Annotated in this window: 12 protein-coding genes; all 12 read right to left on the bottom strand. The window is 63.7% G+C overall.

All coding sequences use genetic code 11. The annotated features are described in order from the left end of the window. Window positions 1-3: 3 nt before the first annotated feature. From K8B33_RS11210 to rsmH, 12 genes are read right to left on the bottom strand one after another with little or no spacing between them, the layout of a single operon-like run. A complete protein-coding gene (locus K8B33_RS11210) occupies window positions 4-888 on the bottom strand; it encodes a cell division protein FtsQ/DivIB (RefSeq protein WP_223426463.1) in 885 nt (294 codons plus the stop codon). After that, entirely contained in the window at window positions 881-1,819 is a 939-nt protein-coding gene (locus K8B33_RS11205; RefSeq protein ID WP_223426461.1) for a D-alanine--D-alanine ligase, read from the bottom strand. The genes K8B33_RS11210 and K8B33_RS11205 overlap by 8 nt, the downstream gene beginning before the upstream one ends. Continuing rightward, on the bottom strand, window positions 1,812-3,299 hold the full coding sequence (gene murC, locus K8B33_RS11200) for a UDP-N-acetylmuramate--L-alanine ligase (protein ID WP_223426459.1): 1,488 nt from the start codon (window positions 3,297-3,299) through the stop codon (window positions 1,812-1,814). The genes K8B33_RS11205 and murC overlap by 8 nt, the downstream gene beginning before the upstream one ends. Next, window positions 3,292-4,392 (bottom strand): undecaprenyldiphospho-muramoylpentapeptide beta-N-acetylglucosaminyltransferase, encoded by a 1,101-nt coding sequence (gene murG / locus K8B33_RS11195; RefSeq protein ID WP_223426457.1) that lies wholly within the window; start codon window positions 4,390-4,392, stop codon window positions 3,292-3,294. The genes murC and murG overlap by 8 nt, the downstream gene beginning before the upstream one ends. Beyond that, window positions 4,389-5,588, bottom strand: a complete 1,200-nt coding sequence (ftsW, locus tag K8B33_RS11190; RefSeq protein WP_223426454.1) for a putative lipid II flippase FtsW — start codon at window positions 5,586-5,588, stop codon at window positions 4,389-4,391. Before ftsW ends, murG begins: the two co-directional genes overlap by 4 nt. Continuing rightward, window positions 5,578-6,906, bottom strand: a complete 1,329-nt coding sequence (gene murD / locus K8B33_RS11185) for a UDP-N-acetylmuramoyl-L-alanine--D-glutamate ligase (RefSeq protein WP_223426452.1) — start codon at window positions 6,904-6,906, stop codon at window positions 5,578-5,580. The genes ftsW and murD overlap by 11 nt, the downstream gene beginning before the upstream one ends. Window positions 6,907-6,928: 22 nt before the next feature. Continuing rightward, window positions 6,929-8,011: a phospho-N-acetylmuramoyl-pentapeptide-transferase gene (mraY, locus tag K8B33_RS11180; RefSeq protein WP_223426449.1), complete on the bottom strand. Its 1,083-nt coding sequence runs from the start codon at window positions 8,009-8,011 to the stop codon at window positions 6,929-6,931. Continuing rightward, the gene (locus K8B33_RS11175) at window positions 8,011-9,393 is read right to left on the bottom strand and encodes a UDP-N-acetylmuramoyl-tripeptide--D-alanyl-D-alanine ligase (RefSeq protein ID WP_223426446.1); all 1,383 of its coding nucleotides are present in this window, start codon (window positions 9,391-9,393) and stop codon (window positions 8,011-8,013) included. The genes mraY and K8B33_RS11175 overlap by 1 nt, the downstream gene beginning before the upstream one ends. After that, on the bottom strand, window positions 9,390-10,898 hold the full coding sequence (locus K8B33_RS11170) for a UDP-N-acetylmuramoyl-L-alanyl-D-glutamate--2,6-diaminopimelate ligase (protein ID WP_223426444.1): 1,509 nt from the start codon (window positions 10,896-10,898) through the stop codon (window positions 9,390-9,392). Before K8B33_RS11170 ends, K8B33_RS11175 begins: the two co-directional genes overlap by 4 nt. Next, window positions 10,895-12,640, bottom strand: coding sequence for a peptidoglycan D,D-transpeptidase FtsI family protein (locus K8B33_RS11165; protein ID WP_223426442.1), 1,746 nt, complete (start codon window positions 12,638-12,640; stop codon window positions 10,895-10,897). The genes K8B33_RS11170 and K8B33_RS11165 overlap by 4 nt, the downstream gene beginning before the upstream one ends. Next, complete coding sequence (gene ftsL, locus K8B33_RS11160; protein ID WP_223426440.1) at window positions 12,637-12,936, bottom strand: cell division protein FtsL; 300 nt, start codon at window positions 12,934-12,936, stop codon at window positions 12,637-12,639. Before ftsL ends, K8B33_RS11165 begins: the two co-directional genes overlap by 4 nt. After that, complete coding sequence (gene rsmH / locus K8B33_RS11155; protein WP_223426437.1) at window positions 12,933-13,886, bottom strand: 16S rRNA (cytosine(1402)-N(4))-methyltransferase RsmH; 954 nt, start codon at window positions 13,884-13,886, stop codon at window positions 12,933-12,935. The genes ftsL and rsmH overlap by 4 nt, the downstream gene beginning before the upstream one ends. Window positions 13,887-13,902: the final 16 nt, after the last annotated feature.

The raw sequence follows: 13,902 nt of genomic DNA, 5'->3' as shown, positions 1-13,902 counted from the left end.
GCTTCAGACTCTCTCGTCGCTACGCGTTTCGTTTTGGGGGACCGTGTCCGCCCAGGTCACCGCCATGCCATTGGCATAACGCAGATCTACCCGTGCCAGGCGACGTTGATCATCACCCAGCACGCCTTGATACAACTGCACAAAGCGATGCAGTTTGGCGGCGTAATGCTCGCGGTCTACCAGCAGCACCACGCCATCTTCCAGTTCCACTTCTGCTCCAAGCCGGGCATCCACCTGCATGCGCCGGATGGACAGGTCCGCCTGGCCGAGAATGCCGCTCATGCTGTGGTAATAGCTCATGACATCCTCCAGCCGCGCTGCCGGCCCGGACAGTCTCGGCAAGGCTTCCACGCTGTACTGCTCCAGGGCATGGAAAGGTTCGCCACTGCTGGCCACCAGCATTTCGTTGTTCCATACCGCCACCGGCACACGCTCGGCAATTTTCAGCACCAGCTGGTCCGGCCACTGACGACGCACTTCGGCATCATCCACCCAGGCCAGCGTGCTGACCTCCCGGTACACCGTCGCCAGCGGTACCGAGAAGAAATTTTCATTGCGTACCAGGGTCGCTACCGACGCCTGCACTTCCTGTTGCCGGCGTTGATCCTGCACCCCTTCAACACGCACCTGCTTCAATGGATAACTCTCCAGCACCGTCGGCAAATGCCCCAGCCCGGCGCCGACACCCAGCAAGGCGACACTGGCCAGCAACCAGGGCAGCAAACGGGAAATCCGCGCGGCCAACGGCACCGATGGCTGCTTCGCCACCTTTGCCTTGCGCGAGCGCGCCACGGGTTTGCGCACTGCGCCCCGCGACGGCTTGCGCCGGTTGCTGTCCGGCCCGGGCTTGTTGCTGCGCCGCGGGCTTGCCTGTCGCCGTTCAACCATGTTGCGCCCCTGCATCCAGCGTTGCGCTCAGCAGAATCTCTGCCACCAGTTCATCAAAGGCCATGCCATCGGCTTTCGCCGCCATGGGCACCAGCGAGTGATCCGTCATGCCAGGTACGGTGTTGATTTCCAGCAGCTGAAACTGGCCGCTGGCATCCTGCATCACATCCACCCGGCCCCAGCCGCTGGCGCCAACCAGGCGGAACGCCCGCAGCGCCAGATTTTTCAGTTTCGTTTCTTCCTGCTCATCCAGCCCGCACGGGCACAGGTAGCGCGTGGTATCGGCGCGGTACTTGGCTTCAAAATCATAAAAACTGTTCGGCGTTTCCAGCCGGATCGCCGGCAATGCGCGATCGTCCAGCACGGCAACGGTAAACTCGCGACCTTCCACCCACTGCTCCACCAATACATCGGTGTCGTACTTGCGCGCCTCGGCGATGGCCTCCGCCAGCTCCGCGCTGGTGCCCACCTTGCGCATGCCGATGGAAGAACCTTCCCGGGCCGGTTTCACCATCAGCGGGAAACCCAGCGCCAGTTCATCCTGGCCCGCCACATAAAACCCTGGTGTCGGCAGACCCGCGCCCGCCCACAACAGTTTGGTGCGCACCTTGTCCATGCCGATGGCAGACGCCATGACGCCGCTGCCGGTGTAGGGCACTTCCAGATGTTCCAGCACGCCCTGGATCACACCGTCTTCGCCGCCACGACCGTGCAGGGCGATAAATACCCGCTCAAATCCCGCCAGGGTATCCACTGACACATCACTGGGGTCCACCAGCTCAGCCAGCACGCCCAGACCGCGCAGGGCGGCATGAACCGCCTTGCCGCTTTTCAGCGAGATCTCGCGCTCGGCAGACTGCCCGCCAGCCAGCACAGCCACCCGGCCGACCCGCGTCAGTCTTTTCTTCAAGCGGTTGCGCGCTTCACTCATGTCGCTCACCTGCTTTTTTCTCCACGTCTTTCTTTACATCTTTCTTCACACCCAGACTGGCCAGCTGTCGGGCGATACTGCCGACATTGCCGGCGCCCTGGGTGACCAGCAGATCACCGTCCTGCAACAGCTTGTCCAGCAACGCCGGCAGCTTTTCAGGATCATCCACGAACACCGGCTCCACCTGACCGCGCTGGCGAATACTGCGGCACAGCGCGCGCGCGTCAGCGCCGGGAATCGCGTCCTCGCCTGCGGCGTAGACATCCAGCATCAGCAACACATCGACGCCGGAAAGCGTTTCCACGAAATCTTCATAAAGATCCCGGGTGCGGGTGTAGCGATGCGGCTGGAACAGCATCACCAGACGTTTGTTCGGCCAGCCATCACGAATCGCGTCGATGGTGACTTTGACTTCCCGCGGATGGTGACCGTAATCGTCGACCAGCATGGCGGCGCCACTGTGCTCACCGGCACCGAAACCGTAGTCGCCAAGTACATCGAAGCGTCGGCCGACGCCGGTAAACTTCACCAGGCCGCGCACGATGGCCTCATCACTGGCGCCCTCATCCGCCGCCACCGCAATGGCGGCCAGTGCGTTGAGCACGTTGTGCCGACCCGGCATGTTCAAGGTGATATCCAGATCCCGCGAGCCCTGACGCAGCACGCGGAAGGTGGTGGTCATGCCGCTCTGGGACAACACCTGGGCGCGGATATCCGCGTCCTGGCTGAAGCCGTAACGAATCACCTGGCGATTGACCCGCGGCAACAGTTTGCGCACCACCGGATCGTCCACACACATCACGGCGATGCCATAGAACGGCAGGTTGTGCAGAAACTCGATAAAGGTATTTTCCAGCCGGGCAAAGTCGCCGCCGTATGTGTGCATATGGTCGGCGTCGATATTGGTCACGACGGCCACCATCGGCTGCAGATGCAGGAAGGACGCATCGGACTCGTCGGCTTCGGCCACCAGAAAACGACTCTGGCCGAGTCGCGCGTTGGTGCCGGCGCTGGTCAGACGACCGCCGATCACAAAGGTCGGGTCCATGCCCGCTTCTGCCATCATCGCCGCAATCATCGAGGTGGTCGTGGTCTTGCCATGGGTACCGGCTACAGCAATGCCGTGACGGAAGCGCATCAGCTCTGCCAGCATTTCTGCCCGTGGCACCACCGGGATGCGCTGCTCGTGGGCCGCCAGCACTTCCGGGTTATCGCCACTGACCGCCGTGGAGGTCACGACGACATCCGCACCGTGTACGTTGGCTGCCAGATGCCCGATATCCACGCGCACACCCAGGCTGCGCAGTCGCTCGACCACCGGCGACTCGCGCAGGTCGGAGCCGCTGACGTCATAGCCCTGGTTGCTCAGCACTTCGGCAATGCCGCACATGCCGACACCGCCGATGCCAACGAAATGAATAGCGCGTATACGGCGCATTTCCGGAACCACGTGGCCGGTCATCAATTCCTTGTCAGCCATGCAGCACCTCCTCGCATATATCGGCTACTCGTGTGGCGCTGTTCGGTTGCGCTACCCGGCGTGCGTTCTCCGCCATGGCCGCCAGTCGGGGGCGGCTGATTTCGCCGTCTTCCACCACCGGGCGCAGGCAGGCGGCCAGCGTCCCCGCACTGAGCTGATCCTGAGCCACGACAAACGCCGCGCCCTGGGACGCCAGCCATTCGGCGTTACGACGCTGGTGATCGTCTGCGGCCGTGGGCAGCGGTACGAATACCGCCGGCACACCGGCCGCCGCCAGTTCCGATACCGTCAGCGCGCCCGCCCGGCAGATCACCAGATCGGCCCAGGCATAGGCCGCTGCCATATCGCCAATAAATTCTTCAACGGCGGCTTCCAGCGCCACGCTGGCGTAAGCACTGGCCGCTTCGGCAGTGCGCTCACGCCCCGCCTGGTGGCGAATCACCGCCGGTTGCGCCTGCAATAATCCGGACAGCGCTGCGGGCAACTGACGGTTCAGCGCCAGTGCGCCCTGGCTGCCACCCAGTACCAGAATGCGCAACGCGCCCTGGCGCTCGGCATACCGTTGTGCTGGCGGCGCCAATGCCACGATGCTGTCCCGCACCGGATTGCCCACTGCCGTTGCGCTACCGGAGGCAAACGCGCCTTCGAAACCTTCCAGCGTCTGTTGCGCCAGCCGGGACAAGACACGGTTGGTCAGGCCGGGCACCGCATTCTGTTCGTGCACCAGCAGTGGCACGCCCGCCAGGCGTGCCGCCAACCCGCCAGGGCCGCTGGCAAAACCGCCGAAGCCCACGGCCAGCACGGCAGAAGTGCCGCGCACGATACGTCGTGCGGCCAGCACGGCGCGCAACAGCAGGAACGGCATCTGCAACTTGCGCAGCAGGCCGCCACTGCGCACACCGCGTACTTTCAAGGCGTGCAGCGGATAGCCCGCAGCTGGCACCAGACGGTTCTCGATGCCCTGCTCTGCGCCGAGCCACTGAATGCCATAACCGCGACGGCTCAATTCGTCTGCCACGGCCAGCGCCGGGAAAACGTGGCCGCCCGTGCCGCCTGCCATCATCAGAATGGTCTTGCCGGTCGGGTTGCTCATCCGCTCACCCTCCCGCGCTGACGTGCTTCGTAGCCTTTGAGTTCCGTGCCGGCACGCAATACCAGCGCGATCATCACGGCGGAAATCAGCAAGCTGCTGCCGCCGTAGCTGACGAACGGAAGCGTCAGCCCTTTGGTGGGCAGCAAACCCATGTTCACACCCAGGTTGATCACCACCTGGGTGCTGAAAATCAAGGCAATGCCGTAGACCAGCTGCGAGTGATAATGCCAACCACGCGCCGCCAGTTTTGCGCCAAGCAGGAAGATGCGGCTGATCAGCAAGGTGAACGCCGCGATCAACAACAGGTTGCCAAACAGCCCGAGCTCTTCCGCCAGTACCGCGTAGACAAAGTCGGTATGCGCTTCCGGCAGGTAGAACAGTTTTTGCACGCTGTTACCCATGCCGACACCGAACCAGTGGCCCCGGCCAAACGCGATCAGGCTCTGGGTCAACTGATAGCCACTGCCGTACTGATCAGCCCAGGGATCCATGAACGACATCAGGCGCGCGACCCGATAAGGCTGCGCAAAGGCGATCAGCGCAGCCAGCAAACTCAGCAACAACGCCAGCAGCAGAAACCGCCGCGTCGGCACACCGGAAAGGAACAACATGCCCATGGCGGCAACGCCGAGCACCATGACCGCACCGAAGTCCGGCTGCATCAGCAACAGCACGGCCAGCATGCCCAACACCACGAGTGGCATCAGGAAGGCTTTCCAGGTGCTTTCCAGCTCTGCCTTGCGCACCGAGATATAGCCCGCCAGATACATCACGAAACCGAGCTTGGCGATCTCGGAGGGCTGCACGGTGAAACCGGCCAGATTGATCCAGCGCAGAGAACCATTTACTTCGCGGCCCAAGCCGGGAATGAACAACATCAACAGCACCGCCACCGAGGCGGGCAGCGCCAGGAAGCGCAATTTTTCCAGCCAGGACAACGACACCAGCATGTACACACCCAGACCCAGGGCGATGCCCATGCCCAGGTAAATCGCATGCCGTGTTGCAAAATAGAAAGGCGCGCCGAGACGCGTTTCCGCGATCTGCAAGGAGGCGGACGACACCATCACCAGACCAACCAGTGCCAGCCCCAGTGCGGCCAGCAGCATGGGCACGTCGATCTGTGCCAGCGACGGGCGCAGTGGCGTCAACGGCAGAGCAAACCGGGGGGTTCCGGCGCGCACGTCAGCACTCACGTGTCACCTCCCGCACTTGCCGCATGAAATCTTCACCCCGGGCCACATACCCGGAGTACATATCGAAACTGGCACAGGCCGGTGACAGCAATACGGCGTCACCCGGTTCGGCCAGCGCAGCGGCGCGCGCCACCGCAGCCGCCATGTCAGCAACCTGCTCGCATGCCACGCCATCCAGCACCGAGGCCAGCTTGTCCGCGTCTTCACCCAGCAACAGCGCAGCGCGCACATGCTGCGCTGCGGCGGCGGCCAGCGGCGAGAAATCCTGCCCTTTACCCTGCCCGCCAGCGACAAGAATCACTTTGCCCGTGATCGCCGGGCCGATGCCGGCCAGCGCCGCCAGCGTGGCGCCGACATTGGTGCCTTTGGAATCGTTGAACCACTGCACACCACCCTGCTCTGCCACCAGTTGGCAACGGTGAGGCAGCCCGGCAAATCGTGCAGCGGCGGCCAGCGCCGGTTCGCGGGGAATATCCAGCGCTTCGGCCATGGCCAGTGCCGCCAGCACATTCAGTGCATTGTGATTGCCGCGCATGGCCAGCGCGCTGGCCGGCAACAGATCCACACCGCGACACATCAGCATCTGGCGTGCCGCGTCCAGCCGGTAATCGGATTGCTCGTGGCTGCCGAACGTGATGTCGCGGGGCACCGGGCCCTGCGGACGCGTTGCCTCATCATCGCGATTCCAGACGGCGACTTCACAGCCGTCGTAAATGCGCTGCTTGGCCGCAATGTAATCGCTCAGCCTGTGGTAGCGATCCATGTGATCTTCAGAGACATTGAGAATTACGGCCGCTTGCGCGCCCAGGCTGAAGGTTGTTTCCAACTGGAAGCTGGACAGCTCCAGCACATACAGATGCGCATCCGCTTCCAGCAGTTCCAGCGCGGGCGTGCCCAGATTGCCACCCACCAGCGCCTGACGGGATGCGGCATGGGCCATATCGCCGAGCAGCATGGTGACGGTGCTCTTGGCGTTGGAGCCGGTAATCGCGGCAACCGGTACGCTGGCAGCGCGGGCAAACAGTTCGATGTCGCCGACCACTTCCTTGCCCTCTGCAATCAGACGGGCAATTTCCGGCGTACCAATGGCAATGCCGGGGCTCACGATCAGACGGCGGGCAGCACCCATCCAGTCTTCGCGCCAGCCACCGGTGTGCAGTGGCAGATCCGGAAATTCGGCGCGCCAGGCATCCAGCCCCGGCGGCTGGGCACGGGTATCCAGCACACGCACCGGCATCCCCTGCGCCGCCAGATAGCGGACACAGGCTTTGCCCGTGATGCCCAGACCAATGACCAGATCGAACGCTTCGTTACTCATTGCGTCGTCATGCCGCCTTCAATCAACGAATCTTCAGGGTCGCGAGACCCACCAAAACCAGAATCACCGTAATGATCCAGAACCGGACAATAATCTTGGGCTCCGGCCAGCCCTTGAGTTCAAAGTGGTGATGAATCGGTGCCATGCGGAAAATGCGGCGCCCGGTCAATTTGTAGGACGCCACCTGCAACATCACCGAGACGGTTTCCATCACGAACACGCCGCCCATGATGAACAGCACGATTTCCTGGCGCACGATCACCGCCATGACACCCAGCACCGCGCCCAGGGACAGCGCGCCCACATCGCCCATGAACACCTGAGCGGGATAGGCGTTGAACCACAGGAAGCCCAACCCGGCGCCACAGATGGCCGCGCAAATCACCACCAGCTCACCACTGCCCGCCACAAACGGGATATGCAGATAGTTGGCAAACTCGGCATGCCCGCTGACATAGGCGAAGACGCCCAGGGCGCCGGCCACCAGGACGGTCGGCATGATGGCCAGACCATCCAGGCCATCAGTGAGATTGACCGCATTGCTGGTGCCGTTGATGACGAAATAGGTCAGCACCAGATAGAACAGGCCGAGGTTGATGGCCACATCCTTGAAGAAGGGCACGATCAACTGCGTTTCCACCGGCGACTGCGCGGTAAAGTACAGGGCGCAGGCCGCTGCCAGCGCGCCCACGGATTGCCACAGGTATTTCCAGCGTGCGGGCAAGCCCCGCGGATTTTTTTCCACAACCTTGCGCCAGTCATCGACCCAGCCCACCGCGCCGAAAATGACCAGCACGCCCAGGGTGATCCAGACAAAGCGATTGCCCAGGTCGGCCCACAACAGCGTGGAGAAAGCGATGGACACCAGAATCAATGCGCCGCCCATGGTCGGCGTGCCGGCCTTGCTCAGATGGCTCTTGGGACCGTCATCACGAATTGCCTGCCCGACCTGGTACTGGTTCAGTTTGCGAATCATGGTCGGCCCGACCACAAAGCAGATGATCAGCGCAGTCAGCACACTGAGAATGGCCCGCAGGGTCTGGTATTGCAGCACCAGAAACCCGGGATGTAATTCTGCCAGTCGTTCCGCTACCCACAGCAGCATCAGTTCGTCTCCCCCATTGCCCGCAACGCTGCAACCACTACATCCATGCGCGCACTGCGTGACCCTTTGACGAGCACTGTTCCGCCAGCCGCCAATACCGGTTGCGCTTCCTGCGCCGCCGCGTCGTGTGATGTCACTGATATGGCACCGTGACCGAAACCGGCCGCAGCGGATGCTGCCAGCCCCCCGACGGTCACCAGCGCATCCAGCCCGGCTTCGCGCGCCGCAACGCCGAGGCTGGTATGAATATCGGTGGCCTGCACGCCCAGCTCTCCCAGATCGCCCAGCACCAGCACGCGAGGAGCAGGACAGGTGGCCAGCAACTCGATGGCCACACGGACCGATCCCGGGTTGGCGTTATAGCTGTCGTCAATCAAGGTGCCGCCGAGGCAAGCACCGCGATTCATGCGCCCGGGCACCGGCTGCAGCTGCGCCAGACGCTGAAGCGCTGACCCCAGCCCTTCACCACAGGCAACTACCGCCGCGATGGCGAGCAAGGCATTGCTGACCTGATGGCGCCCCGGCAACGGCACACGCACCGGCCATTGCTCGCCACCGTGATAAAGCTGAAAGCTGACGCCCGCCTCATCGGCATGGACATCGCTGGCAATAAAGTCCGCGTCGTCGCCGGCATTTTCTGCCTGCCCGACTCGACAGATGCGCAAGCCCGCTGCCACAGCCTGCTCGGTAAAGTAAGGCGCAAAACTGTCATCCAGATTGATGATGGCGGTGGCCCCGTCGGCAAGCCCGGCGAATAATTCTGCCTTGGCATCGGCAATGCCCTGCAAGGTACCGAAGCCTTCAAGATGGGCACCGGTGACATTGGTGATCAAACCGACCTGCGCCTTGACCAGGCTGCTGGTCCAGGCGATTTCGCCCGGCGCATTGGCACCCAGCTCGAACACCCCGTAGCGGTGTTCCGGCTTCAGCGACAGCAACGTCAGCGGCACACCAATGTCGTTATTGAGATTGCCGCGTGTCGCCAGCGTGCCTTCACCCAGCATCACCGCGATCATTTCCTTGACGGTGGTCTTGCCCGCGTTGCCGGTGACGGCGACGCGTGTCAGCGCATGGCGGTCAGCCCAGCCTGCGGCGAGTTCGCCCAGCGCACGGCGGCTGTCCGCCACCTGCACGTAGTCGGCGAAGGCGGTGGTCGGGCGTTCCACAACGGCGGCACAGGCACCGGCACTGGCGGCCTGCTCGAGATAATCGTGGGCATCAAAGCGCTCGCCGCGCAGTGCCACGAACAGATCACCCGGCGCGATGCTGCGGGTATCCGTACTGACACGCTGGAAAGATTGCTCAGCACCCACGCGGTGGCCGTGGGTCAGCGCGGCAACGGCGGAAAGGGTCATCGTGGTAGTCATGGCATCTGCGCTCATAGCGGCCTCCAGGCAGTCAACGCCGCAAGCGCCAGTTCACGGTCGTCTTGCGGGTAACGATGACCACAGATGTCCTGATACGTTTCATGGCCTTTCCCGGCGATCAGCACCACGTCATCACTGCCCGCCTGCCGAATGGCCTGATTGATCGCCTCAGCGCGATCAACAATGACCTGTGCAGCAGCCTGATCCGTCAGCCCCGCCTGCATGTCAGCCAGAATTTTTTCCGGCGCCTCGAAGCGCGGGTTGTCGCTGGTAAAGACACGGTGATCCGCCATGCGCTCGGCGATAGCGGCCATCTCGGCACGCTTGCCGGTATCGCGATTGCCACCGCATCCCACCACGCAGTGCAGCGCACCGCTGAAATGGGCGCGCACTGCGCTCAAGGCTTTCTCAAGACCGTCAGGGGTGTGGGCATAATCCACCAGCACCACCGGCGGTTTCGCCTGCGTCGTCGCGTCGGCCAGCTGCACGGGCTGCATGCGACCCGGCACCGGCGTCACGGCATTCAGGCCACGGGCGATGGCCTCGGCATCCAGACCCATGCCGTACAGCACAGCGGCCACCGCCATGAGATTTTCCAGATTGAAGCGACCGTACAGCGGTACCCGCACCGTGATGGCCTCACCCGCCACGGCGAGGACAAACGACATACCCGCCGCATGGGTGGAGAGGTCGGTGCAACGCACCAGCGCCTCCGCATGATCACCGAAGGTGATGCAGGGCAAACGGGCCGGCAGGCGCGCACGCAAATGCCGGCCCGCCGCATCATCCAGATTGATCACCGCCAGACTCAGCGCCGGATCGGCAAACAGGCGCGCCTTGGCTTCGAAATAGCGATCCATGTCGCCGTGGTAGTCCAGATGATCACGGCTCAGATTGGTGAATACCGCCACGGCAACCGGGGTGCCATTGAGGCGCCCCTGATCCAGCGCGTGGGAGGACACTTCCATCACCACCGAGCGCGCACCGCGATCACGGCATGCCGCCAGCGTGCGTTGCAGACTGATCGGGTCCGGCGTGGTGTGGCCCAGGTCTTCCATCAGATCCTTGAAGCGCACGCCCAGGGTGCCGATCAATGCACTGGCATGGCCGGCCGCATTCAACGCATCCGCCAGGAACCAGGTGGTGCTGGTCTTGCCGTTGGTGCCGGTAATGCCGATCACCGTCATGGCCCGGCCCGGCTCGCCGTGCAGGCGCGCCGCCAGATACCCCAGCTGGTGACGCAGCGCCGGTACGGTGACGACCGGGACGTCCTGCAAGCCGGACGGAGACACATCACCCTGCTCCCCCTCGGCCAGCACCAGTGTGGCGCCCGCGCGAACGGCATCCGCCATGTAGGCGCGGCCGTCGTGATCCTGCCCGGCAAGCGCCACAAACGTATCACCTGCGGACACCTTGCGGCTGTCCAGGCACAGCGCATTAACCGGTAACGCTGCCAGATGCGGAGGCAGCGTTACGTCGGGGAGAAACTGATCCAGAAGCTGGTGCAGCGGCAGGCTCATATGCGCCCCTCCCCGCTGCGGCCGCCGGCGTAGATCGCCGGGGGCAACAAGTCTTCCGGTGGTTCGATATCCAGCGTGCGCAGCACGCCGGCCATGATGTTGGCAAATGCGGGCGCCGCGACCAGGCCACCGAAATAATCCTGACCACGCGGATCATCAACCACCACCACCGTCACGAAGCGCGGATCTTCCGCCGGTGCCACGCCGGCGAACAGCGCGACATAACGATCATCCGCGTAACCGGTGGCCATCAGTTTGTGCACCGTGCCGGTCTTGCCCGCCACACGATAGCCGGGCACGCCAGCGCGACGCGCGGTGCCCTCTTCGCTGACCACCGTTTCCATCATGTCCACCAGCGCGCGGGCGTACCCCGGGCTGATGACCTGCTCGGCGAAACGCTCATTGTCCGCAATCTGTTTCGCATCAAGGCGCTGCAGTGTCACCGGCAAACGGCGCCCTTCGTTGGCCATCACCGCGTAGGAGCGGGCCAGTTGCAGCGCAGTGACCGACACGCCGTAGCCGTAAGACAGGGACGCTTTTTCGATATCGCGCCAGCGCTGCCGAATCGGCAACATGCCGACGCTTTCACCGGGGAACACAACGCCGGTTCTGACACCCAGGCCGACCTGCTCCAGGAAGCCCGGCAGCAACTGGTCGTCCATCGCCAGGGACAATTTGGTGGTGCCGACGTTGGAGGATTTGGTCAACACGGTGGCGACATCAATGACGCCGTAATTGCGGTGATCGCGAATGGTCTTGTTGGCCACACGCATGGTGCCGGGGCGCGTATCGATACTGGTGGTCGGCGTCACCATACCGCTCTCCAGCGCCGCCGCAACGGTGAACGGCTTGAGGGTGGAGCCCGGCTCGAACACGTCCGTCACCGCCCGATTACGCAACGCGGCGACGCTGACGCCGCTGCGATTGTTCGGGTTATAGCCAGGCTGGTTCACCATCGCCAGCACTTCACCGGTGCGGGCATCCAGCACCACCGCACTGCCCCCGGCGGCCCGATGTCGCGTCACGGTGCTCATCAGTTCACGGTAGGCCAGATACTGCAGGCGCAGGTCGATGCTCAACACAACATCCTGTCCCGGGCTGGCATCCTGCAGCACTTCGATATCCTGAATCACCCGGCCGTGCAGGTCGCGCACGACTTTTTTGCGGCCCGGCTGGCCACGCAACCGCGACTCCATCGCCAGCTCGATGCCTTCCTGACCGACTTCGTCGATATTGGTGAAGCCCACCAGATGGCTGGCCACTTCACCGGCCGGATAGTAGCGGCGGTATTCCGTCAGCGAATAAATACCGGGCACGCGCAGCGCCAGCACCTGCTCGGCATCTTCCGGCGCAAGGTGGCGAGCGAGGTAAATGAATTCGCGATTACTGAAAGGCTCGACCCGTGCGGCCAGTGTGCGGCTATTGAGCACCGGATTGTCGCGCAGGCGTGTCCAGGTTTCCCGAGCTGCCAGCACTTCGCGGGGATTGGCCCACAAGGTAGTCACCGGAGTGCTGACCGCCAGCGGACGCCCTTCGCGATCCGTGATCACGCCGCGATGCGCCGCCAGCGGCTCGATGCGCAGATTGCGCAGATCGCCCTGGCGGGACAGGTACTCATGCTGCCCCACGTGCAGATCTACCGCACGCCAGCCCAGCGCAAGCACACACAGGCCCAGCACCGTCATGACGACATAAAGTCGCCGGGGGCTGTGAGGCTGCTGTGTCTTGCGCCGTGCCGTCATGGCCTTACCACCACTCGCTCGTTGCCCGTGGGCTGTTTCATGTTCAGTTGTTCCCGCGCCACGCTTTCCACGCGGGCGTAAGAACCCCAGGTACTCTGTTCCAGGAGCAGCTGCCCCCATTCCGTGTGCAACCGGTCATGCTCACGCTGCAATTGCTGCGACGCCGCCGTGAGTTTGCGGGCCTGGTGCACGCTGTAGCTCACAGACAGTGCCGACCCCACCAGGGCCACCGTCAACGCCAGTACCAGCAGCACCTTGCCGCGCGCTGGCGCTGAGGAGGCCGCAGCGCCCTTCACGACGGCACCTTCCCGGACTCCGCGCCCACTTTCTCGGCCGCTCGCAGCACCGCACTGCGCGAGCGCGCATTCACCGCCACTTCCGCATCACTGGCCTGGCGCGCCTTGCCCACCGGCTTCAGCAACACCGGCGGTGCCGGCACCGGCAAACCACGGGGCTGCGGTGTGCGCCCGGCCGCATCACGCAAGAACAGCTTCACCAGCCGGTCTTCCAGCGAATGAAAACTGATCACCACCAGACGGCCGCCCGGCGCCAGGCTGGCCAACGCCTGATCCAGCACTGCCTCAAGGGCCGCCAGTTCCTGATTGATATGAATCCGGATGGCCTGAAAGCTGCGCGTCGCCGGGTGCTTGCCCGGTTGCCCGCGGCCCAGCACCCCTTCAATCAATGCCGCCAGCTGCGTTGTGGTACGCAGCGGCTGCGCTTCACGTGTTTCGCAGATCTTGCGTGCGATGGCGCGCGAGCGGCGCTCTTCGCCATAGCGGTAGAGCACATTGGCGATATCTTCCTGCTCGGCCCGCGCCAGCCACTCGGCGGCGCTTTCATCCGAGGTCGGGTCCATGCGCATATCCAGCGGCCCGTCACGCATGAAGCTGAAGCCGCGTGACGGATCATCCAGTTGCGGAGAAGACACCCCCAGATCCAGCAGCAATCCGTCCAGCGGCCGGCCCGCCTGCGCGACGACCTCCGCCAGGCAATCAAAGCGACCGGCATGAATGCTGAAACGCGCATCTTCCGCAGCCAGCTGTGCGCCGGTTGCCACCGCTTGCGGATCACGATCAATGCCGATCAGACGCGCATCAGGACCGAGCTGTGCCAGCAGGGCACGGCTGTGGCCGCCGCGCCCGAAGGTGCCGTCGACATAAAAGCCGTTGGTCCGGGTAGGCAACAACTCCAGCACCTCCTCCAGCATTACCGGCTGGTGTGCGTACTGCTGCGTTTGCGTCATGCGTGGCCTCGACAGA

The sequence above is a fragment of the Alcanivorax limicola genome (genome assembly GCF_019931215.1).
Classification (GTDB): Bacteria; Pseudomonadota; Gammaproteobacteria; order Pseudomonadales; family Alcanivoracaceae; genus Isoalcanivorax; species Isoalcanivorax limicola.
The sequence above is the reverse complement of the archived record's forward strand: the minus strand, read 5'-3'. Positions and strand labels throughout refer to the sequence as shown.